Origin of the sequence: Acinetobacter sp. YH12120 (genome assembly GCF_013418795.1) — a bacterium.
GTDB lineage: Bacteria > Pseudomonadota > Gammaproteobacteria > Pseudomonadales > Moraxellaceae > Acinetobacter > Acinetobacter towneri.
In genome coordinates, this window is sequence record NZ_VPBI01000009.1 from 26,168 (window position 1) to 53,038 (window position 26,871).

General features: G+C 40.6%; 25 protein-coding genes. 3 read left to right on the top strand and 22 right to left on the bottom strand.

The features are described 5' to 3' along the window. Positions 1–14 precede the first annotated feature (14 nt). The 4 genes from prmA to FTU58_RS07685 form a co-directional block, all read right to left on the bottom strand. Positions 15–917: a 50S ribosomal protein L11 methyltransferase gene (gene prmA, locus FTU58_RS07670; RefSeq protein WP_004973131.1), complete on the bottom strand. Its 903-nt coding sequence runs from the start codon at positions 915–917 to the stop codon at positions 15–17. 254 nt (positions 918–1,171) lie between these two features. Next, the gene (locus FTU58_RS07675) at positions 1,172–2,053 is read right to left on the bottom strand and encodes a bile acid:sodium symporter family protein (protein WP_004973133.1); all 882 of its coding nucleotides are present in this window, start codon (positions 2,051–2,053) and stop codon (positions 1,172–1,174) included. An 88-nt stretch (positions 2,054–2,141) separates the two neighbouring features. Continuing rightward, positions 2,142–3,053, bottom strand: coding sequence for a bile acid:sodium symporter family protein (locus FTU58_RS07680; RefSeq protein WP_178865778.1), 912 nt, complete (start codon positions 3,051–3,053; stop codon positions 2,142–2,144). A 187-nt stretch (positions 3,054–3,240) separates the two neighbouring features. Beyond that, entirely contained in the window at positions 3,241–3,597 is a 357-nt protein-coding gene (locus tag FTU58_RS07685) for a hypothetical protein (RefSeq protein WP_004973135.1), read from the bottom strand. Between the two features lie 242 nt (positions 3,598–3,839). Between FTU58_RS07685 and mnmG the strand changes: the two genes are divergently transcribed. Beyond that, complete coding sequence (gene mnmG, locus FTU58_RS07690; RefSeq protein WP_096900911.1) at positions 3,840–5,720, top strand: tRNA uridine-5-carboxymethylaminomethyl(34) synthesis enzyme MnmG; 1,881 nt, start codon at positions 3,840–3,842, stop codon at positions 5,718–5,720. Positions 5,721–6,067: 347 nt separating this feature from the next. Here the strand turns inward: mnmG and FTU58_RS14010 are convergent, their stop codons facing one another. Continuing rightward, positions 6,068–7,066, bottom strand: coding sequence for a YafY family protein (locus tag FTU58_RS14010; protein WP_004973137.1), 999 nt, complete (start codon positions 7,064–7,066; stop codon positions 6,068–6,070). 398 nt (positions 7,067–7,464) lie between these two features. Between FTU58_RS14010 and FTU58_RS07700 the strand changes: the two genes are divergently transcribed. Continuing rightward, positions 7,465–8,064 carry a hypothetical protein gene (locus FTU58_RS07700; RefSeq protein WP_004973138.1) on the top strand — a complete coding sequence of 200 codons (600 nt, stop codon included), beginning with the start codon at positions 7,465–7,467 and terminating at the stop codon, positions 8,062–8,064. A 167-nt stretch (positions 8,065–8,231) separates the two neighbouring features. Here FTU58_RS07700 and FTU58_RS07705 read toward each other — a convergent pair whose 3' ends face one another. From FTU58_RS07705 to alr, 6 genes are all read right to left on the bottom strand, one after another. Beyond that, a complete protein-coding gene (locus tag FTU58_RS07705) occupies positions 8,232–9,410 on the bottom strand; it encodes an acetyl-CoA C-acetyltransferase (protein WP_180062298.1) in 1,179 nt (392 codons plus the stop codon). Positions 9,411–9,492: 82 nt separating this feature from the next. Further along, positions 9,493–10,377, bottom strand: a complete 885-nt coding sequence (locus FTU58_RS14075) for an alpha/beta fold hydrolase (protein ID WP_257222349.1) — start codon at positions 10,375–10,377, stop codon at positions 9,493–9,495. A 15-nt stretch (positions 10,378–10,392) separates the two neighbouring features. Further along, complete coding sequence (locus FTU58_RS14080; protein WP_228291689.1) at positions 10,393–11,265, bottom strand: hypothetical protein; 873 nt, start codon at positions 11,263–11,265, stop codon at positions 10,393–10,395. Positions 11,266–11,390: 125 nt separating this feature from the next. Then, positions 11,391–11,735 (bottom strand): phasin family protein, encoded by a 345-nt coding sequence (locus tag FTU58_RS07715; protein ID WP_004973142.1) that lies wholly within the window; start codon positions 11,733–11,735, stop codon positions 11,391–11,393. A 51-nt stretch (positions 11,736–11,786) separates the two neighbouring features. Next, complete coding sequence (locus tag FTU58_RS07720; RefSeq protein WP_180062299.1) at positions 11,787–12,533, bottom strand: beta-ketoacyl-ACP reductase; 747 nt, start codon at positions 12,531–12,533, stop codon at positions 11,787–11,789. Between the two features lie 530 nt (positions 12,534–13,063). Next, positions 13,064–14,140 carry an alanine racemase gene (alr, locus tag FTU58_RS07725; protein ID WP_180062300.1) on the bottom strand — a complete coding sequence of 359 codons (1,077 nt, stop codon included), beginning with the start codon at positions 14,138–14,140 and terminating at the stop codon, positions 13,064–13,066. A 466-nt stretch (positions 14,141–14,606) separates the two neighbouring features. Here alr and FTU58_RS07730 point away from each other — a divergent pair, with 466 nt between their 5' ends. Further along, on the top strand, positions 14,607–15,173 hold the full coding sequence (locus FTU58_RS07730; protein ID WP_179996264.1) for a hypothetical protein: 567 nt from the start codon (positions 14,607–14,609) through the stop codon (positions 15,171–15,173). A 20-nt stretch (positions 15,174–15,193) separates the two neighbouring features. On the opposite strand, the gene dnaB is transcribed toward FTU58_RS07730, so the two are convergent. The 11 genes from dnaB to ppsA form a co-directional block, all read right to left on the bottom strand. Continuing rightward, positions 15,194–16,639 (bottom strand): replicative DNA helicase, encoded by a 1,446-nt coding sequence (dnaB, locus tag FTU58_RS07735; RefSeq protein WP_004973149.1) that lies wholly within the window; start codon positions 16,637–16,639, stop codon positions 15,194–15,196. A gap of 232 nt (positions 16,640–16,871) precedes the next feature. Then, positions 16,872–17,318 (bottom strand): 50S ribosomal protein L9, encoded by a 447-nt coding sequence (gene rplI, locus FTU58_RS07740; RefSeq protein WP_004973150.1) that lies wholly within the window; start codon positions 17,316–17,318, stop codon positions 16,872–16,874. Positions 17,319–17,327: 9 nt separating this feature from the next. Further along, positions 17,328–17,555: a 30S ribosomal protein S18 gene (gene rpsR, locus FTU58_RS07745; RefSeq protein ID WP_004719336.1), complete on the bottom strand. Its 228-nt coding sequence runs from the start codon at positions 17,553–17,555 to the stop codon at positions 17,328–17,330. Positions 17,556–17,566: 11 nt separating this feature from the next. After that, positions 17,567–17,956, bottom strand: coding sequence for a 30S ribosomal protein S6 (gene rpsF / locus FTU58_RS07750; RefSeq protein ID WP_004973153.1), 390 nt, complete (start codon positions 17,954–17,956; stop codon positions 17,567–17,569). A gap of 354 nt (positions 17,957–18,310) precedes the next feature. Then, positions 18,311–19,189: a heme o synthase gene (cyoE, locus tag FTU58_RS07755; RefSeq protein ID WP_004973155.1), complete on the bottom strand. Its 879-nt coding sequence runs from the start codon at positions 19,187–19,189 to the stop codon at positions 18,311–18,313. A 10-nt stretch (positions 19,190–19,199) separates the two neighbouring features. Beyond that, positions 19,200–19,526: a cytochrome o ubiquinol oxidase subunit IV gene (locus FTU58_RS07760; protein ID WP_004973158.1), complete on the bottom strand. Its 327-nt coding sequence runs from the start codon at positions 19,524–19,526 to the stop codon at positions 19,200–19,202. Then, positions 19,526–20,143, bottom strand: coding sequence for a cytochrome o ubiquinol oxidase subunit III (gene cyoC, locus FTU58_RS07765; protein ID WP_154320688.1), 618 nt, complete (start codon positions 20,141–20,143; stop codon positions 19,526–19,528). Before cyoC ends, FTU58_RS07760 begins: the two co-directional genes overlap by 1 nt. A gap of 3 nt (positions 20,144–20,146) precedes the next feature. Further along, positions 20,147–22,135, bottom strand: coding sequence for a cytochrome o ubiquinol oxidase subunit I (gene cyoB / locus FTU58_RS07770; protein ID WP_096900904.1), 1,989 nt, complete (start codon positions 22,133–22,135; stop codon positions 20,147–20,149). 3 nt (positions 22,136–22,138) lie between these two features. Continuing rightward, a complete protein-coding gene (gene cyoA / locus FTU58_RS07775; RefSeq protein WP_004973169.1) occupies positions 22,139–23,212 on the bottom strand; it encodes a ubiquinol oxidase subunit II in 1,074 nt (357 codons plus the stop codon). Positions 23,213–23,514: 302 nt separating this feature from the next. Then, positions 23,515–24,312, bottom strand: a complete 798-nt coding sequence (locus FTU58_RS07780) for an RDD family protein (RefSeq protein WP_180051852.1) — start codon at positions 24,310–24,312, stop codon at positions 23,515–23,517. A 74-nt stretch (positions 24,313–24,386) separates the two neighbouring features. Further along, the gene (ppsA, locus tag FTU58_RS07785; protein ID WP_004973175.1) at positions 24,387–26,765 is read right to left on the bottom strand and encodes a phosphoenolpyruvate synthase; all 2,379 of its coding nucleotides are present in this window, start codon (positions 26,763–26,765) and stop codon (positions 24,387–24,389) included. Between the last annotated feature and the right edge of the window lie 106 nt (positions 26,766–26,871).

The window sequence follows — 26,871 nt, forward strand, 5'->3', positions numbered from 1 at the left end:
CTCAAAAATTACAGTTAGTGGGGATGGCGTTTCCCAGAAATTCGACACCAGTTTTCTTCACGTTTTTCGACTTGTACTATATCAAAAAATTCAGAATAAACACTAGAAACTTCAGCAACTTGCTCTTCAATTACACCTGCAAGTGCGAACTCGCCCTCAGATTTAATTAAAGTTGCAAACTCTGGCGCAAGCATCATCAATGGGCCTGCCAAAATATTGGCAACTAAAATGTCTGCTTTTTCATTACCGATGGTTTCATTGAACTCTTCTGGAAGTCCCACATATAAGTTTTTAAGTACACCGTTGAGTTCTGCATTTTGTTTGGTCGCTAAAACTGCTTGCGGGTCAATATCAGTCGCATAGACTTTTTTTGCACCGAGCAACAAAGCCGCTACTCCTAAAATACCTGAACCACAACCGTAGTCGATCACGACTTTATCTTTTACATTGGTTTTACCTAACCATTGCAGGCACAGGAACGTACTGGCATGGTTACCTGTACCAAAAGCCAAACCTGGGTCAAGTTTAATATTGACTGCATCTGCCTCAGGTGGTTCTAACCATTCAGGTACAATCCAGAATTTCTCTGCAATCTGGATTGGCTCGTAGTAATCCATCCATGAGCGTTCCCAAACCTGATCTTCCAAAAATTCACTGCGTAAAGGGGCATCTGGCATTTGCGCACGAATAAAGGTTTCTAAGGCTGCAACATCAATTTCTTCACCTTCGTCTTGTGCATAAATACCTGTCACAATGACTTTGTTCCAAAGTGGTGTTTCACCTGGCAGTGGCTCAAGTAAGTCCTGATTTTCCGCATCATCTAAGGTTACGCTGACTGCACCCAATGAACTGAGCAGGGTTTCAGTAAAATCGACTTGCGCTTGATCAACAGTAATATGTATTTGTAACCACTTCACGGAGATAACCTAAAATTTAATGCGAAAGCGCTATTGTAACTGAACTGGTGCAGACGCTGTTATTTTTTATTCGGATTGCGAAAGGGAAAACTCTATACGATTGGAAGTTTCAAATTCGCTTTATGCTTATAGTCGAATAATGTGACAAAAATATAACTCTAAAAAATATAAGTTAAGAATTTGTTTGAACCATCATCGCTCAATCATCCCCAAAACAGTCAAATTGCTGGATTGGGGATGATTGAGAGACTTGTTTAGGATGCAGATTGCTCCGATGCAGGAGTCGGCACAAATTTATTTAGTAATGTGCCTAAAATTGCGGCAAAAATATACATGAAAATAGAATAAACCGCAGCAGGCATGGCAATGGTTGAGCTTGACATAACGGTTAGGGCGATAGTCATTGCAAGGGTACTGTTGTGAATGCCAATTTCAAAGGCGCAGGCTCGGGCTTGTTGGCTATTTACGCCAAAGAAACGCGGGACAAAATAACCAATCAATAAACTGCAGGCACAGAACAGGGCAGTGGCAAGTCCTACATCTGCCAAATAAAGCATGATGTTGTTTCGCTCTTTGGCAATTGCGCCAATAATAATCACAATTAGAAAAACCACAGCAAAAATACGCACAGGTTTGTTTAAGCGGTCTGCCGTTTGAGGGCTAAAATGGCGTACTAACATCCCTAAAGTGACAGGGATAATAATAATTAAAAACACCTGCAATACTTTGGCAAATTGTAAGCCAACTTGTTGCCCATCCTGCATAAAATGCTGAATGGCAAAGTTGACAATCAGGGGCAAGGTAAATGCTGCAATCACGGAATTGACGGCAGTAAGGGTGATGTTTAGGGCAATATCGCCCTTATATAAGTAGCTAAACAAGTTGGCTGTTGGCCCGCCAGGAGATGCTGCCAGTAGCATGAGTCCGACTGCAAGCAATGGTGGTAAATTCAGCAGTTTACAAATAAAAAATGCAATTGCTGTCAGGACGACCAATTGACAAAATAAAGCAATAAACACTGCTTTGGGGTGTTTGCTCACCCGTTTAAAGTCGTTAGGAGTGAGTTCTAAGCCAAGTCCAGCCATGACCACGGCCAAAGCCAGCGGCAAAAATATTGTGATTAATCCTGAATCCATAAACACTCCTTTGTTTTTACATCTATAATGATCTATTTAATATCTAACTATTTGTTTAATCTGTGGTTAATTGAATATTGCTCACATCTTAAATTGTATTTTTATTGTGGTTTAAACTCTGCTCCTGTTTGTTTTGAAGGGCAAGTTTGGCAGATTGTCTAGCTAACATACTCCCTAAAATAAAGCTGAACATATACATAAAAATGGTGTAAATCGCAGAAGGAATGGCAATTTCAGTGCTTTGCAAAACCGATAGCGCAACGGTTAAAGAAACAGCAGTGTTATGAATGCCAATTTCAAAACAACAAGAGCGTGCTTGTTGATCAGGCACACCCGCCAAATACGGCACAAGATAACCAATAAGTAAACTTAAAAAGCAAAAAAGCGCTGTGGCGATACCAATCGCACTGAAATAGTCAAAGACATTGGCGCGTTCGCGGAAAAGCGCATAAAAGAATAAAGCGAAAATGAAATAAATGGACATCAAACGCATAGGTTTGCCCAACTGTAATGCAATTTGTGGCATCGCATTACGCACCGCCATTCCTACACATACAGGCACAATAATCAGTAAAAAAACCTGTGCCATTTTTTCAATAGGCATGCCAATTTGTTGTTGATCGGTCATAAAATATAGAAAAGACAAATTAACAATAAAAGGCAGGGTAAAGGTTGCCATCACAGAGTTCATTGCGGTTAGGGTAATATTTAGGGCAACGTCACCTTTATAGACATAGCTAAATAAGTTCGCAGTAGGCCCCCCTGGTGAGGCAGCAAGCAGCATTAAGCCAATTGCCAAGAGCGGTGGCAATTCTAAAAATAAACAAATTGAAAATGCTAAAACAGGCAAAATGACCAATTGTGAAAAAAGCGTTAAAAAAATGACTTTAGGAAATTGATTGACCCGAATAAAGTCTTTAGGCGTGAGTTGTAAGCCTAAGCCCATCATCATCACAGCCAAGGTCAGTGGTAGAAAAAAGGTAAAAAAGCCTGAATCCATAGCACATCCTTTATTTTTTTCTTATGGGTATAATTTTCCCTCTCTTTGCAGTGTAATTGTTTTTTGAGCTTGTGCAATAAACAAAGCAGTCACTTCTTATAAATGACTGCTTTGGTGTTATTTTCATGCTTTCAGTTTGAATGAATACAAGCCGATCTGTTCATGAAAATATAGATTAAGTGATTGATCACATGGCAGCAGGGCGTGGTGGCGTAAAGCCTAAAGCACATTTGCCTTTTAACTCAGTACCATTGACTGTAATGACGGTACTTTGCGCATCTGCCATACAAGAACGGTATAATTCAGGCTCATTGCCTTGTAATTGCACTGCTTTAGATGAACTAAAGAATTGTGGTTCACAGGTACCATTCCAGATAATCCCACGATAAGCAAAGCTTACAGGTGCGCCCTGAGTTTTACCTTTACAGACTTGCTGGAATTTTTGCGCGTTATAGACGGTTTCTACTTTATCATTTGCCTGCACTGCAAATGGACTGAAAAATAAGCCACAAAGCATAGAGGACAGCAAAATTTTCTTATTCATGATGTTTCCCTTTGTTTCTCATATCTGTGCTATTAGGATAAAAAATAGACAAATTAAAACAACGGTGATCTGGTTAATTTTTAGGTCTAAATGTTTTTATGTACAGTAAAAATGCAAATTTGGATTACAAAATATTAATTTTGTAGCGCGGTTAAGCCAATAAAATCGACTGAATCTGTCAACTTATGCCACAAGTTTTGCTATAATATTCCGTCTTTATTTTTTATCTCTCATTGACCATTATGCACTATCCTAAAGTTTACGATGTCATTGTTATTGGTGGCGGTCACGCAGGCACCGAAGCGGCGCTTGCAGCAGCACGTATGGGTCGTCAAACCTTACTCTTAACTCATAACATTGAGACTTTAGGGCAGATGAGCTGTAACCCTGCAATTGGCGGGATTGGTAAGTCGCATTTGGTACGTGAGATTGATGCCTTAGGCGGCGCAATGGCATTGGCTGCCGATAAAAGCGGGATTCAATTCCGTATTTTAAACTCGCGTAAAGGTGCTGCTGTTCGTGCAACACGTGCGCAGGCAGACCGAGTTCGCTTTAAAGCTGCGATTCGCGCCACTTTAGAAAACCAAGCCAATTTAGATATTTTCCAACAAGCAGCCGATGACCTGATTGTAGAAGGCGATACTGTAAAAGGTGTAGTCACTCAAATGGGGATTCGTTTTGATGCGAAAACCGTGGTATTGACCACAGGTACATTCTTGGGTGGTGTGATTCACATCGGTTTAGAAAAATCGAGCGGTGGTCGTGCAGGCGATCCTCCATCAATTGCTTTGGCGGCACGTTTACGTGAATTAAATTTGCCTGTTGGGCGTTTAAAAACAGGTACGCCACCACGTATTGATGCACGCTCAGTCGATTTTTCGGTCATGATTCCGCAGCCAGGTGATTTCCCATCACCAACCATGTCATTCATGGGTGATGTGTCGATGCACCCTGAACAAGTGAACTGCTATATCACCCATACCAATGAACGTACTCACGAAATTATTCGTGGTGGTTTAGATCGTTCACCGATGTATACAGGTGTGATTGAAGGTGTTGGCCCACGTTACTGCCCATCGATTGAAGATAAAATTCACCGTTTTTCTGATAAAGACTCGCATCAGGTATTTTTGGAGCCTGAAGGTTTAGATACACATGAATTGTATCCAAACGGGATTTCAACCTCTTTACCGTTTGATGTGCAGTTCGAGTTAGTTCGTTCAATTCGTGGTATGGAAAATGCGCATATTTTGCGTCCAGGTTATGCGATTGAATATGATTACTTCAATCCACAAGCCTTGAAATTCACTTTGGAAACCAAAGCCATTAATAACTTGTATTTTGCAGGTCAAATTAATGGTACGACTGGCTATGAAGAAGCGGGTGCGCAAGGTGTGTTAGCTGGTTTGAATGCGGCACGTCGCGCTTGGGATCAGGAACAATGGACACCAAAACGTGACGAAGCTTATATTGGTGTATTGGTTGATGATTTGATCACGCTAGGTACCAAAGAACCGTACCGCATGTTTACCTCACGTGCGGAATACCGTTTGATGTTGCGTGAAGATAATGCCGATCAGCGTTTGACGCCAATTGGTCGTGAGCTTGGTTTGGTGGATGACACTCGTTGGGCAGCTTACTGTGAAAAAATGGAAGCAGTAGAACGTGAAACAGGGCGTTTACAACATTTGTGGGCTGCACCAAACAATCCAATGGGTAAAAAATTTGTTGAAATGACAGGTGCAGATTTATCCAAAGAATGTTCTGCGATTGATCTGTTAAAACGTCCAAATATCAGTTTTGCGCAAATCGCAGAATTAACGGGTTCAGACGTTTCTGCACAAGTGGGCGATCAAATTGAAATTGCAGTGAAATATGCAGGTTATATCAACCGTCAGCATGAAGATGTCGCACAATTAAAACGCTTGGAAGAAACCAAAATCCCTGCCGATTTTGATTATGATGCAGTGTCAGGTTTATCGCGTGAAATCACGCTAAAATTGAAGCATGTTTTGCCTGAAACTTTGGCACAAGCCAGTCGTATTCCAGGTGTGACACCTGCCGCAGTTCAATTGGTGATGATCACCATTCGTAAAAATGCACAGTCACGTAAATCTGCTTAAGGTTTGATGGATTGATGAAGAAGCCCACAATTTAAATTGCGGGCTTTTTTATGCGCCAAAGTAAATCAGATGCTAAGCAAAGAAGAAGTTGCGTATAAGAATAAATCTGATTTCGACTGCATATCTTATGATTTCACAGCTAGATCAGGAGCATTTAAAGTGACACTTATCAACATAGATAGGAGCAAAATATGACTTTAAAAAGCATTCGTTATAGTACAGCTGAACTGGCATGCCCACGCTGAACGATGCCGAGTCAATTTTAATTTTAACTTCAATCAGCAATCACAATAATTTGATTTAAAAGAGAACGATAATGCTATCGCCCCAATATATTTGGGGCTTTTTTATTCCTGAGTTTGATGCACCGCATTGGCAACTTCTACAGGTTCAATCTGAATTAGCTTTTTACCAAAACTACGCAACCACCAAACCAATTGTGAGGTAAACGGCACAGTGGCAGTCACCAACACATTACCATTTTCCAGTGTTTCCATAGTTTGATCTTTGCTTAATTGGCTTTCATCGAAGTATATGGCATCAGCTTTTTGCATGGTAAGTTTGAGCTGAATATTTTCAGTAGCTTTACTGAAATCGACTCTAAAACCTAATTCGCCAGATTCAATATAGGCATCAATATCAAAATTAACAGGATGCAAGGCGCGTGAATCTAAAACTTTGGCTGCTTTAAAACGATGCAGGGCAAAGGTTTGAATGTCGGTTTTGTCAAATCGAGTACAGATTAAATAAATCACCGCACCTTTTTGCACCAAAGCCAAAGGATTCAGCACATAAGTTTTTTCTTCGCCTGAATTGCTGCGTGATTGATAAATACATTCTAGTTGTTTGTCTTGGAGCAAGCCTTCATATATCGCCTGTTGTGCATTGCGGTCTACGACTGGTGGAATTAAAGGTTGTGTTGCAGGCACAATTCGCACACGATTAATCCATTGGCGGACATTGTTTTGGGTCGATAGACTGCGTCGTGCCAAATCAAACCATGGGTTCATTTCTTCAATCAAACTTGGCGGCAGCAGATGTTTTAAATGTTCCTCGACCATCATAAACGTTACCGCTTGAGAGCTGGTCATGTGCGGTAAACTTTGAATCGGTGCATCTGAACGCCAGCGCCAACCTTGTGGTACGGTACCATTACTTTCAATTGGAAAGCGCTGAGAAATTTGATTTAAGTCACGTTGAATCGTACGCAAACTAATGTCGATACCTTCACGTTGCAGGACATCGTGTAATTCACGTGTGCCCATCCATTTACCTGTAGAAAGGCGCGATAAAATTTGCCATTGGCGATATAAACTATTCGATGTTTCTTTTTCTTGTATAGACATATTCAATATTTACTAGGTCAATTCATACGGATGAAAACTTGTTCTTCCACACAATAAGAAAACTCGGAATGATTAGCAAGTTTTTTACTGAAAAAGGGCAAAATATAACCGCAGATTTTGCAGTAAATATCACAAAATTTGGACGGGCAAAGTTAATCAAATAATAGAAGTGAATCAGAAACTATGACCTCAAGCCATACTTGGATCAATTAGAAAAGCAAGATTGAATAGTTGTGTTTAAGTGAAAACCTGTCATTGTTTTGTATGGTAGATACAGGTTTATGTAAATAAAAGCGGTCTGAGTGGATGAGTGCTGTAGGTTAATTGGGCAAGGCGATTGAGGTGCTTTATCGCGATGAATTATCAACAGACCTTAGAGTTAGGAGGATGAAACAACCGTGAATTTATCTAGCAGCGATGCGCGAGAAATTTTTTGGTTAGCCCGATATTTAACCCGTATTCAATATGTATGTCAGCAATTTCCATTTAAACAAAATGATGCTGCTTTGACTTATGCACATGCCTTTTGTTTGCCTGCATTTGATGCAGCTTCTTTAAATGAATTGATTTTAAACGAAGAACAGCCTGCTTCATTTGCGATGCAGTTTGAGCAAACACGGACAAAAATTCAAAACTTGGCACAGGTGTTTTCTAAAGCTACTTATGTTGAATTACAGCAATGTATTCAAAATGCGTGCGATAACGCGAGTTATATTTGTGATGTGGTACAAGACTGCGAAGCACTATTAGATGCAGAACCACAGCAGATATATTTATTTTTCCAATTGGGGCAAAAAATTGAACAATTAGACCGACAAATTCGGTTAAAACAATCGACTGAAAAGACTTTGTCGCAATTGGAAATGATTGTGCAATGCCTAAAAGATTTAGGTTGGACGTCGTTTGTAGACGCATGGCAACAGCTGAAACAGCAACCCGATACCATGCATTTTTATCACTTTAGTGATCATATTCAGCACTTACTTTCGGTGGATTAAGCAGAACTTGTCATGTCAAATTAATCGACAACAATATTATTTTAAGCTCTGTGTAGTTAAAAAAATAGTGGAAGCCGAAGCTCCCATTATGTCTTAACTTATTACTGGCTTTGAACAGCTATCAAATTCAATAGCTTTGACTCGTGCAGTACTTTCGGCTCGGTTACTTAGTCGCGTTCAACCGCAAGTGCAACACCCATACCACCGCCTACGCAAAGCGTTGCGATGCCTTTTTTCGCATCACGGCGTTGCATTTCGTGTAGTAACGTCACAAGGATACGGCAACCAGAAGCACCAATCGGGTGACCGAGGGCAATTGCACCGCCATTCACGTTTACTTTATCTAAGTCTAAGCCTAGTTCTTTGGCAACGCCTAAAGCCTGAGCGGCAAAGGCTTCGTTGGCTTCAATTAAATCGACCTGATCTAAGCTCCAGCCTGCTTTATTCAGGGTTTTCTTTACCGCTTCAACAGGGCCAAGACCCATAATTTCAGGCTCAATACCCGACATTGCATAGGCTTTAATACGTGCTAAAGGTTGTAGGCCTAATGCTGCAGCTTTGTCTGCGCTCATCATTAACACTGCTGCTGCACCATCGTTGATACCAGAAGCATTACCTGCGGTTACGCTGCCATCTTTTTTGAACGCAGGGCGCAATTTATTCAAGCTTTCAAGGGTGGTATTGGCTTTGATGTATTCATCTTCAGCAAATACAATTGGGTCGCCTTTACGCTGTGGAATGCTTACAGCTGCAATTTCATCTTTAAATTTACCAGCCGCTTGTGCTGCAGCCGCGCGTTGTTGTGAAGTCAGTGCCAATTGGTCTTGTTCTTCACGGTTTAAACCAAGCTTTTCTACAATATTTTCTGCAGTAATACCCATGTGATATTGGTTATAAGCATCGGTTAAACCATCAGCCACCATACTGTCGATCAACTGGGCATTCCCCATTTTTTGACCGTTACGCAACTGCATATAGTGTGCGCTTTGTGACATTGATTCTTGACCACCAGCAACTACAATTTCTGCTTCATCACACTGAATCGTTTGTGCAGCCAAATGTACGGCACGTAATCCCGAACCACACACCACGTTTAGCGTTGATGCAGGCACTTGTACAGGAATACCTGCAGCAATTGCGGCTTGACGTGCAGGGTTTTGTCCTACACCTGTAGTGAGTACGTTACCCATAATCACCTGATCGACTTGTTCAGGCTGTACTTTAGCACTGTCTAAGACTGCACGAATTGCTGTTTGCCCCAATTGTGGTGCAGATAAAGAAGCGAGACTACCTAAAAAGCTACCAATTGCAGTACGTTTTGCAGCAACAATGACAACATCTTTCATTTTATATCCTTAAATTTTATGTTTACGTTTCTGTGGATGCACATGATATATAGCATGTGCATTGCTGTTGTTATATGACTGATTAAAATAAATTTACCAAAACATAGCGACCTGGTGCTGCTTCTATCATTGGATATTGCGCATTACCTAAGGCGCGGGCAGGGACTTGTTCGCCTGCATACGGTGTGACCCAAGCCTGCCAGCGTAGCCACCAAGATTCAGGATGATACTCTGTACCATCAAGCCATTGCTTGGTATTTTCAAACTTGGCAGTATTGGTATAGCAACCGTATTTATTACGACTTGGCGGATTCACAATGCCTGCCACGTGTCCAGATTCACCAAGTACCAGTGTAGATTCACCGCCTAAGTAATCTGCACCACGGAAGCTTGTATCCCAAAGTGCGATATGATCTTCCTGCGTAGCAATAAAGAAGCTTGGAGTTTTGACACGAGAAAGGTTGAGTCCAACACCGTTCACTTTTACTGCATTTGGTGAAATCAATTCATTATTCAAATACAAATTACGCAATAAGAAATTATGAATTTTGGCAGGAATATTGGTGCCGTCGCTGTTCCAATACAAAATATCGAAATCTGAAGGCTCTTTGCCTTTTAAATAGTTCTCGATGTAGTAGTTCCAGTACAGGGTATTTTCACGTAACAAACTGAACGTAACTGCCAATTGGCGACCATCAAAATAACCGAATTGATTATTTAAGGTTTCTAAACCATTAATCACAGGTTCATTAATAAATACGCCTAAGCTGCCTGGGTTTTCAAAGTCGATAATGGTTGCCATATACGTGGCAGATTTCACATGACTTTTCTGGCGTTTTGCCACGTAATAAGCCTGCGTTGCAGCAAGTAAAGTACCACCAATACAATAGCCGATACAGTTGGCTTCTTTTTCTCCTGTAATTTCTTCAATAACACGCAAAGCTTCAACCGCACCTGCGGTGATCAGATCAGCGAAAGTGAGTTATTTTTGTTCAGCATTTGGGTTACGCCAAGACATTAAAAAGACCGTATGACCTTGCTGACGTAACCAGTTCACCAATGAGTTTTGTTCGCGTAAATCCAGCACATAATATTTATTAATAAATGGCGGCACGATTAGAATCGGGGTTTGATATACATTTTCTGTCGTTGCTTCATATTGCAACAACTGGAAAATTTCATTTTCAAAGACCACTGCGCCTGGTGTATAGGCTAAATCTTTACCCAAGCTAAAAGAGTCACTATTGACTATGCGAATAGATAAATATTTTCCGCTATTGACCACATCATCATGGAAAATTTGCATACCACGGACAAGGTTTTCGCCTTGTTCGGTAATGGTTTGCTGAATCACTTCAGGGTTAGTCCAAAGAAAATTGCTTGGTGATAAAGCATTAATCATTTGACGGGTAAAAAAGTGAATGCGGTAACGCACTTTGTCTGGAATGCCTTCTACGACATCCACCATATTTTGTACCAGTTGGCTAAACAGCAAATAAGACTGCGATAACAGGTCAAAATTGGGTTGTTCTTGCCATAATGGGCTGTTAAAACGACGATCACCACTTTCAGGTTGAATGAATGGTTCGATGTCTTTTGCCACACTGCGCATCATCACATTTTGGTAGATTTGCATTTGACCTTGCCACCAGCTCCATTGCATTTCCATCAAGCGTGCTGGATTTTTAGACAAAGCTTCAAAGAACATAGACATATCTTCTTTGTTGAGCTGTGTTAAGGCGTCATTAATAGGGCTTTGCCCATAATAAAATTCTTGTAGTTTTTTCCAGATATCATCGTGGCTAGAGAAAAATTGTAATATATTTTCTTTGAATTGAAATGAGTTCTGTTTCATTTCATCGCTCAATAGCACATGGCTTTTAGCAATCAAATTGAGTGCAAGGCTGAAACTAAAACGGGGAAATTTTCACACTTCCCCGTAACATTCGTCCTGATAACGCATGGTTTTCAGAGCAGTGTTTATTTATTATTTGGCATTGAATCGCTGACTAACTTTTCAAATTCTGCTTTGACTTCTGAAGTCAGTGTTGCTAATTTTTTGCCATCTTCAATCATTTGCTGACTGAGTTTGTTCATAGTTTCTAATTGCTTGGTGGTGCAGTTCACCATGCTTTGCATGTCTTTCACTTCGCTATTGGCAAACATTTGTGCTAAACCAATGTTGGCATAGTTGCGTGCTGCTTCTAATTGTAGGTTGGTTAAGTTAGCAAAATTTTTTGCAACTATACTGTTGAATTTGGTGTACGGTTCAAACACGTTTTTGTATTGAGCATTCATGTTTGAAAATAAGTCGCCGTATAGCATGGGTGTCACTCCAGTAAATAAACTTGTAGATTAAAATGAGGTGTTACACGCTTAGTGCATGTATAAGCCGCCGTTGATTGATAAGGTTTCGCCTGTTACGTATGCAGCATGATCACTCACTAAATACATAACTGCTGCCGCAATTTCGGTAGGGGCGGCAAGACGTTGCAGAGGAATTTGTGCTTCAATGCTTTTAATTACTTCTTCGCGCATGGCTGTGACCATCGGGGTTGCGGTATAACCTGGTGCAACGACGTTCACGCAGATATTTGAACGTGCGCCTTCTTGCGCCAAAGCTTTGCTAAAGCCGATGATGCCTGCCTTAGTTGCAGAGTAGTTGGCTTGACCAAATTGACCTTTTAAACCGTTCACCGAACTAATGTTCACAATGCGACCAGACTTTTGTTCTAACATTTTGTTAAATACAGGCTGAGTCACGGTAAAAAGTGTTTTTAAGTTGGTTTCAATCACTTCAGCCCACTGCGTATAGCTCATTTTTTTGAAAGTTGCATCGCGGGTAATACCAGCATTGTTGACCAACACATCTACACGACCTTCAGCATCAATTGCTTCTTGAATGGCTGCTGTAGCCGCTTCATGCTCATTTAAGTTGGTTAAAACAAAGCGCACATCACTTTCTGTAAAGCCTTCGTCTTTAAGCCATTGCTTTTCGCGATCTTCTTCTCTTGGTACAACCGTTGCAATAATTTTATAGCCTGCTGTAACCAGTTGACGGCAAATCTCACTGCCAATACCACCTAATGCACCCGTCACTAAAGCTACTTTTTGTTCAGACATATTCTTTTCCTAAGCAGAATAAGGTTATAAAAATTAAGGAGTTTTTCCTCTTTATTCTTGTTTAGAAATTAAGCGTTTTATATTTCAAAGAGGCTGCAGTTTGATGATGCTTTGAAGTCAAAAGTAAACAAATATTGGTAATAGATTATTTTCTTATCATGTGGATGCTTTTATAAATGGCTTAAATAGTCGTGAAGTCATTGATTCATCGTAGCGCGCAGCACAAACTTCTGAGAACTGGTGAAATGTGATTAATCCATGAATTTGAAGCGATGTGGCAGTTTAAAGACAGTGCGCGAGCATATTGTTTTTTCTTGAGATTTTGAGTGTGATTTTCAGCTAAATATTTGGATGACTGTAAAGCGCTAAATGCAAATGTGGGTGACCACAAATTTTTATCAATATGAATGGAAATACAGTGAATTTAAGAAAATAAAAAGCGAAAAGAAAAATATAAGAAAGAAAAAGAGAATGGCTTAGACGATTGCATGCAGCAAAACTGCTACATGCAACAGATCGAAAAAAGAAAGTTAAATGCTGGTTGCCTTGCGCTGTGGGCGAGGGCTTAAACGACACAACAACTCATAGCCAATCGTACCATTGGCTGTGGCAACATCATCCACCAAACGGTGTTTGCCCCATAGTTCAACTTGTGTGCCTAATTCAACGTCTAAACCTGTGACATCAATGGCAATCATATCCATAGACACACGACCAAGTACAGGCGTTAATTTTGTACCAATCGCAACAAAATTTGGCTGCACAAATGTACGTGGATAACCATCGCCATAGCCAATTGAAACAATCGCAATTTGCATGGCTTGTTCTGCAGTAAAGGTTGAACCGTAGCCGACGTGTTCGCCTGCATCAATTTCATTTAGTGCGATCACTTCTGCGCTTAAAGTCATCACAGGCTTTAAGTCGAGTGTATGCACATTATGTGCGGCAAAAGGCGTTGCACCGTAAAGCATAATGCCTGGGCGTACATAATCAAAATGCAATTCGGGATAACGATAGATTGCAGCAGAGTTACAGCAAGAAGCAAGAATAGGGCTGCAATTGTCTTTGACATGCAAAAATTGCGCGACTTGTTGATCATTTAAAGCATGATCACCATCGGCATTGGCAAAATGCATGGTCAACACACAGGTAAAACCTTCGGCTTTGAGCATGTGAATCACATCAATAATTTCAGGAATTTTAAAACCTAAACGATTCATGCCGCTGTTGAGTTTGACCCAGACTTTTAAGCCTTGTGCGATATAATCAGCTTTATGTTGTAGTAGCCAATCGAGCTGTGCTTGATGATGCACTACACATTCCAATTTGTGTGCCAACACACTTTGCATTTCATCGGCAGAAAAAACACCTTCAATCAGGGTGATGGGCTGCGTATATCCCAATTCACGAATTTCTAAGGCTTCTTCAACGCAAGCGACACCAAAGGCATCGCTGTATTTTAAAGCTGCTAAGCAGTCTTTTACACCATGTCCGTAAGCATTGGCCTTGACCATGCTAACAATTTTTGCTGTTGGGGCAAGTTGTTTGACACGGTTTAAATTATATTGCAGTGCCTGACTGTCAATATAAACTGTTGCTTGGCGCACCCTAAATACTCCTTGGGAATGACAATTGGTAATTTGTGTTAGATACACTGTGGAGTGATAAATAAATACTAAAAATAGTTCTATTTAAAAATATTCACTATTGTAGACCTATCAACCTCAAATAGACATGAACATTTAAGTTTTTGATCATAAATTAATTTAAGATCGAAAAATCTATTAGGTTATTGATTGCAAATAATTTGTAAAAGTTTCAGACTTTATTTTTCATATAAAACTATACGTTCTAAAAGCTATTATGGTGTTAGATGCTCTCACTCAGGAAATTCTAAACTGTACGAGTTATGGCAAGATTCAGATGATTGTGGAGAGTGGGTTCGTAATTTAAATGAACTCAAAGAGAGATTAAACAATGCATTTTAAACTTGGATATGTTGAATAAATAATGAAAATATTTTGTTATCTGGGATGGAGTACTTTATTTTTTTGTCAGTCAGTTATGGCTTGTATGCCACATTCACCCAATGACGTATTTATTGCCCGTTACCAAGGTTCACTGGCAGTACAGGGGAGTTCAGACTTCATCTTTCAACTTAGTTCAGGTCAATTTATTTTTCGCTCAATACTAGATGAAGTTAAATATAAAAAGCCCACCCAATGGTACAGTGGATTTTCAGGTAAAAGTACAGCTAAAAACCAATTAATTATTGGTTTAGCTTATGCACCAGATGGTGCTAAACCCCAGCAATATCGAGTAATTTCATTTGCAGCATTAAACTGTAAGAATGACCAGTTTGTTTTATCTAAACCGATTGCCCCATTTTTAGCTTGGAATAAGCAGACCTCAAATTGTTCTACAGGCGATAGAGCAGAGGTTGGGATTTTAGATGGTTTTATAGACTATGATCAGACACATTATTTGGCGCAACTGCAACAAAAGTATCCGACATGCGAGCAACTAAATAAAGCATTTCCATCATTTGAAATGGAAGAAAATAGCCAAGATTGGAATTTACTCTCAAGCTGGAAACTATGGTGGGCAAAGTTAATAAGTCAGATTAAATCATGGTTTTAATAAAAAGAGCAATGCAAGCATTACTCTTCATCATCATACTGAGCATAATACTCAGGAGATAAATTACTAAAACGCGTATATTGCCCTTCAAAAGCAAGACGTACCGTACCAATTGGGCCGTTACGCTGTTTACCAATAATAATTTCGGCAGTACCTGCTTCTTTAGATTCTTTATTGTAAACTTCGTCGCGGTAAATAAACATGATTAAATCCGCATCCTGCTCAATTGCACCAGATTCACGCAAGTCAGACATCACAGGGCGTTTATTAGGTCGGTTCTCTAATGAGCGGTTGAGCTGTGACAAAGCAATCACAGGGCAGTTCATCTCTTTGGCCAAGGCTTTTAAGCTACGTGAAATTTCTGAGATTTCGCCGACACGGTTATCGCCCATGCCTGGAACTTTCATTAACTGCAAGTAATCGACCATGATGCAGCCAATTTTACCGCCATGTTGTTTGGCAATGCGTCGTGCACGTGCACGTACTTCCGTAGGTGGTAGGGCAGATGAGTCATCAATATACAAATGCTTTTCTTGCAGTTGTAAAATCGTGCCTGTGACTTTTGACCATTCATCGCCACTGAGTTTACCTGAACGTAAGTTCCCTTGATGCACTTTGCCGTATGCAGAAATCAAACGCATTGCGATTGAGTCTGCAGGCATTTCCATAGAGTAGACAAGGGCAGGCAAATCATTGTTAAACAAAACACTTTCGACCAAGTTCATGGCAAAGGTGGTTTTACCCATAGATGGACGCGCAGCGACAATAATCAAGTCACCCGCTTGCATGCCCGAAGTTTTATTATCTAACTCCACAAAGCCTGTGGTTAAGCCTGTGATGTTACCTTCCATTTTAGAAAGTTCATCAAGTTTGTCGAATACATCGGCAACCACGCTCGAAATGGCTTTTGGGCCTTGTGCTTTGGCATTGTTATTATGTTGTTCGGCAATTTGGAAAATATTGGTTTCGGCCAAGTCTAAAATTTCACTTACGCTACGACCTTTGGTGTCATAGGCATTTTGTAAAATTTCAGAACTGACTTTAATCATGTTTCTGAGGGTCGAGAATTCTTTAATTTTCGTGGCATAGGTTTCTAGGTTATAAAAACTAGAAGGCGAGTCTGCCATGAGCTGCATTAAGTATTCTTCCCCGCCTGCAGCTTCAAGTAAATTTTGTTTAATCAGCCAGTCATTCACCAATACGGCATCATAAGGTGAGTTTTCTTTAGACAAAGAATCAATGGCGCGGAAAATATATTTGTGGCGTGTCGCGTAAAAATCAGATTCTTGTAGCACATCACCCACTTGTTCAAAAGATTCGGCCACAGTCATTAACGCAGCCAAAACAGCTTGTTCGATGGCTAAGTTATGCGGTGGGGTACGAAACTCTTTAAGCGGGCTGTTCTCATTTGGTTTTAGATCAGACTTTGCAGTATGTTGCTTTGCGCTAGCAGTCGCCTGTGACATATAAATCCCTGATTTTTAAAACAGTAAATGCTGAATAATGCACGGGGATAGAATTTGAAACTCATATTCTTTCCACTTCCCGATGATACGCCCTCTAGAAAAAAAAGCGAGTAGATTTTGGCGAAGGATAAGTCAAAGCGTGCAGGACGATTTAGGAAAATTGTACTAATCGTATATTCTAAAGACAAAAAAAGAGCATGCGATTAGGCATGCTCTTTTCTTTTGCAGCAAATTACTCAGATACGATAGTAACGAGAACTTCAGCAACAACATCATGGTGCAATTGGATTGCGATGTTGAATTCACCAGTGTGACGAAGCGCACCGTTTGGTAAACGAACTTCTGCACGGTCAACTTCAAGACCAGCATTCGTTAACGCGTCAGCGATGTCACGAGTACCGATAGAACCGAAAAGTTTACCTTCATCACCAGCTTTAGCAGTGATTACGATGTTAACTTCGTTCAATTGGTCAGCACGTGCTTGAGCAGCAGCTAAAATTTCAGCTTCTTGCTTCTCAAGTTCAGCACGACGAGCTTCAAATGCAGCAGTGTTTGCTTCAGTTGCAGCAACTGCTTTACCTTGAGGGATCAAGTAGTTACGGCCGTAACCAGCTTTAACTGAAACTTTATCGCCTAATTTACCAAGGTTCTTAATGCGTTGTAATAAGATAATATCCACAGCTCAACCTCACTTATGATTGTCAGTGTAAGGGATCAACGCTAAGTAGCGAGCTTGTTTAATAGCAAGCGCTAATTGACGTTGGTAACGAGCTTTAGTACCTGTAATACGGCTAGGAACAATCTTGCCATTTTCAGTGATGTACTGTTTTAGTGTATCGATATCTTTGTAGTCGATGTACGTAACGTTCTCAGCTGTAAAGCGGCAGAACTTGCGACGACGGTAAAAACGTGCCATTGATGTTCTCCTTAAGCTTCAGCAGAGTCTTGGTTAGCGTGTTGTGCTTCTTCACGTTGAGCTTTACGCGCACGTTTTTCTTCAGCACTCTTAGCCAATAATGACTCTTCAGTGATAGCGTTTTCACGACGGATGATCAAGCTACGAAGGATCGCGTCGTTATAACGGAACAATTCTTCTAACTCGTCAAGCGTAGTTTGACCACATTCAACGTTCATAAGAATGTAGTGCGCTTTGTGAATTTTGTTAATTGGGTAAGCCAATTGACGACGGCCCCAATCTTCTAAACGGTGAATTTGACCTTCAGCTTCTTTGATGTGAGTTAGGTAACGTTCTACCATACCCACAACTTGATCGCTTTGGTCTGGGTGTACCAAAAGTACGATTTCGTAGTGACGCATTGTCAGCTCCTTACGGTTTATGCAGCCCCTGACTAAATTGAGCCAGAAGCAAGGAGTCACAACCGAAGTTGTGTCGCAAAATTGCGAAGCGTGAATTTTAGAGCTTTTACCAAGTAAATACAAGGCTTGGTCTAAGAAAAGATCGGCTTGGGTAAAAAGGGAATGTAATATTTTGCATCTATGATTGGAATTTAAATTTTATACTTTGTATTTGTATGTCACTAACTTTTAGAGTGTTTAATTCGAAAATTATTAAGGACGAATAAATCAAAGACAGATAAATTGTTATTATTTAAATATTGAAGTGTGGAGAGGGTAGGCACTCCATTAAAAGATAGAGCTAAACTCTATCTTTTAAAAAAGTATGATTTGCGTGCTTGGTGCGGTTGCTGTAAAGCTAAAACATAAACTCACAACAGTAATTAAAATAACCGAAAATAGGAAAAAGCGTTTTGCCCATAATTGATCATTTTCTGCTTTGAAGCCAATGACGCCAATATAGAACCAATAAATACAAAGTGCATTCAAAATAACCAGATATAGCCAGTTTGCATAACCAAATACAAACAGTCCATTCATGGCAACGGTAAATAACACCACATAAATTAGTGATTCAATTTTCGTTCGTAAAATTGAACGAGCAACTGGCAAAATTGGAATCCCCGCATTTTTGTAATCATCAAAACGGTAAATTGCAATCGCCCAAGAGTGGGGCATTTGCCAAAGTGCATAACCTAAAAAGATAAGTAGTGCAGCTAAGTCAAATTGATTTGCAACAGCGGTATAACCAATGACAGGTGGGCTTGCGCCTGAAATACTGCCAATAATGGTTTGATGAATTGTTGTGCGTTTGGTCCATAGACTGTAAAAGCCGACATAAACCACGAAACCAATCAGTGCAAAAAGAAAAGCGTATGCGTTAACTCCAAACCATAAAATGCTAAAACCAATTATGCCCAATACCACTGAATAAATCAGCGCAATAGGAACAGAAACAGTTTTTTTCACTAAAGCACGGTTTTGTGTGCGTTGCATTTTTTGGTCGATGTCTTGGTCAATAATATTGTTGACCACACATCCTGAGGCGACAACAAGCGTTGTACCAAGCAGAGTAAGCAGTAGGAGAAGGAAATCTACAGAACCTTGGGCAGCTACAAAGTAGCCACCCAAAGTGGTAATAAAATTACCAAAGAGAATTCCTGGCTTTGTCAGGAATAAATACTTTTTCAGCATGACAACCAGTTTAGATCATCATGTTGTAGTGTAGGTAGTTCATGATCCATACAGAACCAACCAAAAGGATGGCAATGGTCAGAATGGTATACACGAATGCAATCACGTTCCAACGTTGCTCTGAAGAAGAATTCATATGCAAGAAATAAATTAATTGAATAAGAATCTGAGCAACTGCTGTAATCGAAATAACAGTAATCAAAATACCACGGCCAAAACCACCTGCCATAACCATACCAAAAGGAATAATGGTAAGGATAACAGAAAGGATAAAGCCAATCGTATATTGCTTAGTGTTACCGTGTGATGCACCAGCAGAGTTGTGATCGTGACTCATTAGAGAACTCCCATCAAGTAAACTACGCTGAATACACAGATCCAAACGATGTCAAGGAAGTGCCAGAACAAGCTTAGGCAAGCTAAACGACGCATGTTCGGAATAGTCAAACCATATTTCTTGATTTGAACCATTAACACGATCATCCAAACTAAACCTGAAGTTACGTGAATACCGTGCGTACCAACCAAAGTAAAGAACGCAGATAAGAACGCACTCGCACTTGGACCATGTTCAGCGTGAACTAAATGGTTGAACTCATAAAGTTCCATACCAATAAAGATCGCACCGAAAACCCAAGTCACGCCTAACCAAGTTAGAACTTTAGCAACATCTTTCTTGTAAGCAGCTAAAACGGCAAAACCGAAAGTTACAGAAGAAATCAACAGGGCAAAAGTTTCTGTTAAAACGAAGCCTAATGACTCGCCAAACAAATCTTTAGCTGTTGGAGTGCCTACTGGAACGTGGCTACTTAATACAGCGAACGCGATGAAAAGTGTACCAAAAATTACAAGGTCACTCATCAAGTAGGTCCAGAAACCAAAGACGGTGATGTCTGTATCATCGTGGTGATGATCATCATGTCCGTGGTTGTCGTGATGAAGTACTTCAGCCATGTCTTAGTCCTTCTTCAAGTGTTTTTCAAGGATCGCATAGCGTTCGTTTTCAATACGCTCAACTTCAGCAGCAGGAACATAGTAGTCCACTTTCTTCGTGAAAGAACTCACGATGAAGCTGATGATTGCCGCAATGAACGTAACGATTGCTAGCCACCAAATATGCCAGATTAATGCGAAGCCCATAGTTGTAATAAACATTGCAATTATGAAGCCAGCTGCACGGTTAGTTGGCATATGGACATCTTCATACTTAGTTGGACGAGCGTATGCAACACCATTTTCTTTGTCAGTCCAGAAAGTATCAATACCATTGATCTTTGGAAGGTGAGCAAAGTTATAGAACGGTGCTGGAGAAGAAGTAGCCCACTCAAGCGTACGGCCATCCCATGGATCTCCAGTAAGGTCTAAGCGTTGGTTGCGTTGTAGGAAGCCAACCACAATCTGCATAACGAAGCAGAATAGACCAATAGCAATTAACACAGAACCGAAGAACGCAATTGCCAAGTATGGATCCCATTCTGGGTTGTCATATGTATTCAAACGACGAGTCATACCCATGAAACCAAGGATATAAAGTGGCATGAATGCAAAGTAGAAACCGAAGAACCAGAACCAGAATGCTGCTTTACCCCAAGTTTCATTGAGTCTCCAACCAAACATTTTTGGCCAGTAGTAAATGATACCTGCGAACATCGCGAATACTACACCACCAATAATTACGTTATGGAAGTGAGCAATTAGGAATAAAGAGTTGTGTACAAGGAAGTCCGCTGGTGGAACTGCCATTAATACACCTGTTAAACCACCGATACCAAAAGTCACAAGGAAGCCAAGTGTCCAAAGCATTGGGGTAGTGTAGGTAATACGACCCTTGTACATGGTGAATAACCAAGAGAAGATTTTCACACCAGTAGGAATCGCAATAATCATGGTCATGATACCGAAGAACGCGTTAACGTTGGCACCTGCACCCATGGTAAAGAAGTGGTGAACCCATACAACAAGTGATAACACACCAATTGCAACAGTTGCGTACACCATTGATTTGTAACCGAACAATGTTTTGCGAGCAAAAGTCGCAGTTACTTCTGAGTAAATACCAAATGCTGGTAATACTAAGATATAAACTTCTGGGTGACCCCATGTCCAAATCAAGTTTACATACAACATTGGGCTACCACCCATGTCGTTCGTAAAGAAGTGGAAACCGAAGTAACGGTCAAGCGTTAACATTGCAATTGTCGCAGTTAAAACTGGGAATGTTGCAATGATAAGTACCGCAGTAACTAATGTTGTCCAAGTGAAAACAGGCATGTCCATAAGTTTCATGCCAGGCGCACGCATTTTGATGATGGTAACGAAGAAGTTAACACCAGTAAGAAGCGTACCTAGACCAGAAACCTGAAGTGCCCAAATATAGTAGTCAACACCAACACCTGGAGAGTATTCGATACCAGATAGAGGAGGATAAGCCATCCAACCTGTAGCAGCGAATTCACCTAATGCAAGTGAAACCATCATTAAACCTGCAGCACCAGCGAATAACCAGAAGCTTAAAGAGTTTAATAACGGGAAGGCTACGTCACGAGCACCAATCTGTAATGGTACAGAGATGTTCATTAAGCCAACAACAAGACCCATTGCCACGAAGAAGATCATGATCACACCGTGTGCGGTGAAAATCTGGTCATAGTGTTCTGGGTGTAAATAGCCTTCACCACCACCTTTCGCAAGGAACTGTTGAAGACGCATCATGATCGCATCTGCGAAGCCACGAAGTAACATGACTACAGATACAAAGATATACATGATACCAATTTTTTTATGGTCTACAGATGTGAACCATTCGTTCCACAAGTAGCCCCATTTTTTGAAGTAGGTAATACCAGCAATCGCTGCAAGACCACCTAAGATCATCGCTGCAACAGTTACCAATACGATTGGATCGTAAGGAATTGCATCTGGACCTAACTTACCTAATAAGCTCATGTCTTATTCCCCTTGAGAAGCAGTCGCATGTTCAACTGCTACATGAGTTTCAGAAGCAGGCGCTTCACCAGCCACTACAGGAGCTGAATGGTCAGCACCATGGTAGTTACTCATATAGTTATTGATCACTGATTCAAACAAGCCTTGCTCAACAGAAGAGTAATAAGTCACAGGATGTGGCTGAGTCTTATATGGACCTTCTTTTAAAGCCGTTGCAGCAAGTTTTTTCTCTAATTCAGTTTTGGCGTTACGAACCATTGCATCAATTTGTTTCTGTGAACGGTTACCGTCACGTAAAGAAGCAAATTCAGCTTGATCTAAAACTGTTTTTTGAACAGCTTGAGGATTGATAGTCGTACCTTGACCTGCTTTAACAGCTGTTACCCATTGCTCAAAATCAGCTTGAGTTACAGAGTGAGCTTTAAAGCGCATTTGCGAGAAACCATAACCTGAGTAGTTAGATGAGAAACCACGGAATTCGCCCGTGTTGTCTGCTAAAACGTTCAAGTGAGTTTGCATACCCGCCATTGCATAAATCTGACCAGATAATGCAGGGATAAAGAACGAGTTCATTGTGAAGTTAGAGGTTAAACGTAAGCTTACAGGCGTTTGCTCTGGGAAGCGTAATTCGTTAACAGTAGCAATGTTCTGTTCTGGGTAGATGAAGATCCATTTAAATTGTTCAGCAATAACTTGAACAGTTAAAGGAGCTTTTTCGGATTCTAGCGGACGGTAAGGGTCGTACTTGTGGGAACCCCACCAAGTTAACCAAGCTAAAATACAAATAATAATAACAGGTATACCCCATACTACAATTTCAATTGCAGTAGAGTGTGACCATGTTGGTTGATAGTCTGCGTCTTTATTCGATGCGCGATATTTCCAACCGAACCACAATGCCATAATTGCAGATGGAATAACCACCAATAGCATTAGGTAAATCGCAGTCATCATCAGGTTACTTTGACCTGCTGCAACTGGACCTTTTGAGTTCAGAAGTACTAAATCACCGCCACACCCAGTTAAGAGTGCAGCCATCGTAGATAAAGACAATACAGCTAAAATCGTTTGTCTCATTTTACAACCTCGGTGAAGAGTCCCATTCCCTAATTTAATATGGGATAGCGATTAAAGTGTCGCATGATTAAAAAGACATCAAAAAAGATGAAAAAGTCTTCTTAATCATCGGACACCGCTACGTTGTAGGGCATTATGCCTGATATCGACAAACTAAGCTACACATAAAGCGGCTTTAAGTGGAGGGAATGAAAACCAATTTTTATACTCGGAATTATTTGTGTTAATTTTAATTTATTTATATTTATCAATATTATAAGAAAAAAGGGATGATCAATCATCCCTGAATAAATAAAATCAAATTATTGCTTTACGACTTTGGTTTTGGCGAGTTTATCGTGCAAAGCCTGTCGTTTTGCACCAAATGCAAAGCCATAATCTAAAATTGTGATGAAGGGCATAAACATCATATTCAAAATAATGAAAATGATAGAGCGAATAGTAAACACACGCATTAGGCTGACTTTTTCATCGGTTTCAGCATCGACAATCTTAATTTTAGTCAGACGTTTGCCAATACTTTGTCCAGTTTTAGCCAGCAGGAAGGCTTGTATGCCCAGCATAATCAATAAATAAATTGCCACCGCTTGCCAAGCTTGCATTGGAATGAGCTGAAAGAGTTCAGTTTGCAATTGCATGGCTTGATCAGACGTTGTCGCTACCTGCATTTTTTGTTGTAAACCAGACAATTGTTCAAACTGGTCCGCATTTAAGAAAAAAGAGGGAAGTGCTGCTGCAGGCAACCATAACAACATGTCTATAATTTTGGCTAAAGCACGTTGGTTAATGCTCGCCAATTCATTTTTTGTTGCCTGTGTTCTTGAATTTGATGATGCTGAGCTTGGTCGTGATGTGTTTGTAGCCGTGTAATCTGTATTTTGAAAAGGTGAATGTTCAGGGGCAGGTGGTGTGCTGACGTAGCCTTGTGGTTCATATACAAGTTTACCTTGGGTGAGTTCACCTAAAGCTTTCCATTCGCTCATGCCTTGGTGCCAAGCCAAATCTGTCAGCAACACTTGTTGGCTGGCGAGCATTTGGTTGAGCTGCTCTAAGGTGTATGGCCCAGCTTGTTGATTATTTCGTGCCAAGTAAATTTGCATAAATATAAAATCTCAAAAAATGAATTTGAAAAAAAACCCACGCAGGTGCATGGGTTTTCTTTTAACACGTTTTACTACGCTTGTTGAGCTTTTTCTTCAGAAAGGAAGAACCAAGTGTCTAAAACTGAGTCTGGGTTTAAAGATACAGATTCAATACCTTGTTCCATTAACCAACGTGCAAGGTCAGGGTGATCTGAAGGGCCTTGACCACAGATACCGACATATTTACCTGCTTTACGGCATGCGTGAATTGCCATAGAAAGTAATGCTTTCACTGCAGGGTCACGTTCATCGAACAGGTGAGAAACAATGCCTGAGTCACGGTCTAAACCAAGTGTTAACTGAGTTAAGTCATTTGAGCCGATAGAGAAACCATCGAAGTGCTCAAGGAATTGTTCAGCCAACAATGCGTTGGTTGGTAATTCACACATCATGATCACTTTCAGACCATTTTCACCACGTTTTAAACCATTCAGCGCAAGCAATTCGATCACACGTTTTGCTTCAGCAACGGTACGTACAAATGGAATCATAATTTGTACGTTGGTTAAGCCCATTTCGTCACGTACTTTTTTCAAGGCACGACATTCAAGCTCGAAGCAGTCACGGAAATTGTCAGACACATAACGACTTGCACCACGGAAGCCCAACATTGGGTTTTCTTCTTCTGGCTCATATAACTTACCACCAATTAAGTTTGCGTATTCGTTTGATTTGAAGTCAGACATACGCACAATCACTGGTTTGTCAGCGAATGCAGCAGCAAGGGTAGAAATACCTTCAACCAATTTTTCTACATAGAATTCGATTGGCGATGAATAGCCCGCAGTACGCGCCATAACTGCTGCACGTGTTTCACGTGGTAAGCTGTCAATATTAAGCAATGCTTTAGGATGCACACCAATCATACGGTTGATGATGAATTCTAAACGTGCAAGACCAATCCCTTCGTTTGGAATTTGAGCAAAGTCAAATGCGCGGTCTGGGTTACCAACGTTCATCATGATTTTGAACGGAAGTTTAGGCATAGATTCGATTGAGTTCTTTTGAACTTCAAAATCTAAAGCACCTTCATAAATGAAACCTGTGTCGCCTTCGGCGCAAGAAACTGTAACTTCCTGACCATCAGTCAAAACTTCAGTTGCATTACCACAACCTACAATTGCAGGTACGCCTAATTCACGGGCAATAATTGCAGCGTGACAAGTACGACCACCGCGGTTAGTGACAATTGCAGCAGCACGTTTCATCACTGGTTCCCAGTCTGGATCAGTCATGTCTGAAACAAGAACGTCACCTTCCTGAACTTTGTCCATTTCTTTAATAGACGTTACAACGCGGACTCTACCAGAACCGATACGCTGACCAATTGAACGACCTTCACAAATGACCGTACCTTTTTGTTTCAATAGGTAGCGTTCCATAGTACCGACGTTTTCACGGCTTTTTACAGTTTCAGGACGTGCTTGAACGATGTAGATTTGACCGTCATCACCATCTTTTGCCCATTCAATATCCATAGGCGCTTGATAATGTTCTTCAATAATTAACGCTTGTTTCGCTAATTCTTGTAGTTCGTGATCATTTAAAGAGAACTGTTGGCGATCTTGTTTTTCAACATCGACCACAACTACAGATTTACCAGCCGCGCCTTCTTCACCATAAATCATTTTTTGGTGTTTAGAGCCAAGGTTACGACGTAAAACTGAGTGTTTGCCTGCTTTTAATAAAGGCTTAGAAATATAGAATTCATCTGGGTTAACTGCACCCTGAACCACCATTTCACCCAAACCATAAGAAGCAGTAATGAATACAGCATCACGGAAACCAGATTCTGTATCTAGGGTAAACATTACACCAGCAGCGCCAGTTTCTGAACGTACCATACGTTGTACGCCTGCAGACAAAGCAACGACATCGTGGTCAAAGTTTTGGTGTACACGGTAAGAAATCGCGCGGTCGTTGTACAAAGATGCAAAAACTTCTTTAATGGCAATTAATACGTTGTCAATGCCACGGATGTTTAGGAATGTTTCTTGCTGACCTGCGAAAGATGCGTCTGGTAGATCTTCTGCAGTTGCAGATGAACGAACGGCAACCGCGATGTTTGGGTTGCCGTTAGAGAGTGCTTCAAAAGCAACTCGGATTTCTTGTTCTAGTGATGCAGTAAGCGGAGTGTCGACAATCCATTGACGAATTTTTGCACCAGTTTCAGCAAGCGCATTCACGTCATCTACATTGAGTGTTTTTAGCTCTGCTTGAATTTTAGCGTTTAGGCCACTTTGCTCGAGAAATTCACGATAAGCAGCAGCTGTTGTTGCAAAGCCACCTGGTACCGATACACCAGCATTAGATAAGTGGCTGATCATTTCGCCCAAAGATGAGTTTTTCCCACCCACGAGCTCAACATCGTGTTTCCCTAATTTTTCCAGACCAATTACGCGCGCTTCCAAAGTTGTTACTCCACTTTTGCAGTATTAATCACTATCTTGTCATGAAATTATAATAAATCTACTTAGCAATTTGGTTTTACTAAGCGACAGTCATGTAAGATCGGTT

Excerpts from the sequence above, each read along its gene's own strand:
- cyoE (WP_004973155.1), bottom strand. The coding sequence starts at position 19,189 with ATGCTGAAAAAGTATTTATTCCTGACAAAGCCAGGAATTCTCTTTGGT.
- FTU58_RS07685 (WP_004973135.1), bottom strand. The coding sequence starts at position 3,597 with ATGAATAAGAAAATTTTGCTGTCCTCTATGCTTTGTGGCTTATTTTTC.
- FTU58_RS14080 (WP_228291689.1), bottom strand. The coding sequence starts at position 11,265 with ATGAAACAGAACTCATTTCAATTCAAAGAAAATATATTACAATTTTTC.
- rpsR (WP_004719336.1), bottom strand. The coding sequence starts at position 17,555 with ATGGCACGTTTTTACCGTCGTCGCAAGTTCTGCCGCTTTACAGCTGAG.
- cyoB (WP_096900904.1), bottom strand. The coding sequence starts at position 22,135 with ATGAGCTTATTAGGTAAGTTAGGTCCAGATGCAATTCCTTACGATCCA.
- FTU58_RS07730 (WP_179996264.1), top strand. The coding sequence starts at position 14,607 with ATGCCACATTCACCCAATGACGTATTTATTGCCCGTTACCAAGGTTCA.
- FTU58_RS07675 (WP_004973133.1), bottom strand. The coding sequence starts at position 2,053 with ATGGATTCAGGATTAATCACAATATTTTTGCCGCTGGCTTTGGCCGTG.
- rpsF (WP_004973153.1), bottom strand. The coding sequence starts at position 17,956 with ATGCGTCACTACGAAATCGTACTTTTGGTACACCCAGACCAAAGCGAT.
- mnmG (WP_096900911.1), top strand. The coding sequence starts at position 3,840 with ATGCACTATCCTAAAGTTTACGATGTCATTGTTATTGGTGGCGGTCAC.
- FTU58_RS07680 (WP_178865778.1), bottom strand. The coding sequence starts at position 3,053 with ATGGATTCAGGCTTTTTTACCTTTTTTCTACCACTGACCTTGGCTGTG.
- cyoA (WP_004973169.1), bottom strand. The coding sequence starts at position 23,212 with ATGAGACAAACGATTTTAGCTGTATTGTCTTTATCTACGATGGCTGCA.
- FTU58_RS07715 (WP_004973142.1), bottom strand. The coding sequence starts at position 11,735 with ATGCTATACGGCGACTTATTTTCAAACATGAATGCTCAATACAAAAAC.
- FTU58_RS07720 (WP_180062299.1), bottom strand. The coding sequence starts at position 12,533 with ATGTCTGAACAAAAAGTAGCTTTAGTGACGGGTGCATTAGGTGGTATT.
- FTU58_RS07760 (WP_004973158.1), bottom strand. The coding sequence starts at position 19,526 with ATGAGTCACGATCACAACTCTGCTGGTGCATCACACGGTAACACTAAG.
- FTU58_RS07780 (WP_180051852.1), bottom strand. The coding sequence starts at position 24,312 with ATGCAAATTTACTTGGCACGAAATAATCAACAAGCTGGGCCATACACC.
- cyoC (WP_154320688.1), bottom strand. The coding sequence starts at position 20,143 with ATGGCTGAAGTACTTCATCACGACAACCACGGACATGATGATCATCAC.
- FTU58_RS14010 (WP_004973137.1), bottom strand. The coding sequence starts at position 7,066 with ATGTCTATACAAGAAAAAGAAACATCGAATAGTTTATATCGCCAATGG.
- dnaB (WP_004973149.1), bottom strand. The coding sequence starts at position 16,639 with ATGTCACAGGCGACTGCTAGCGCAAAGCAACATACTGCAAAGTCTGAT.
- FTU58_RS07705 (WP_180062298.1), bottom strand. The coding sequence starts at position 9,410 with ATGAAAGATGTTGTCATTGTTGCTGCAAAACGTACTGCAATTGGTAGC.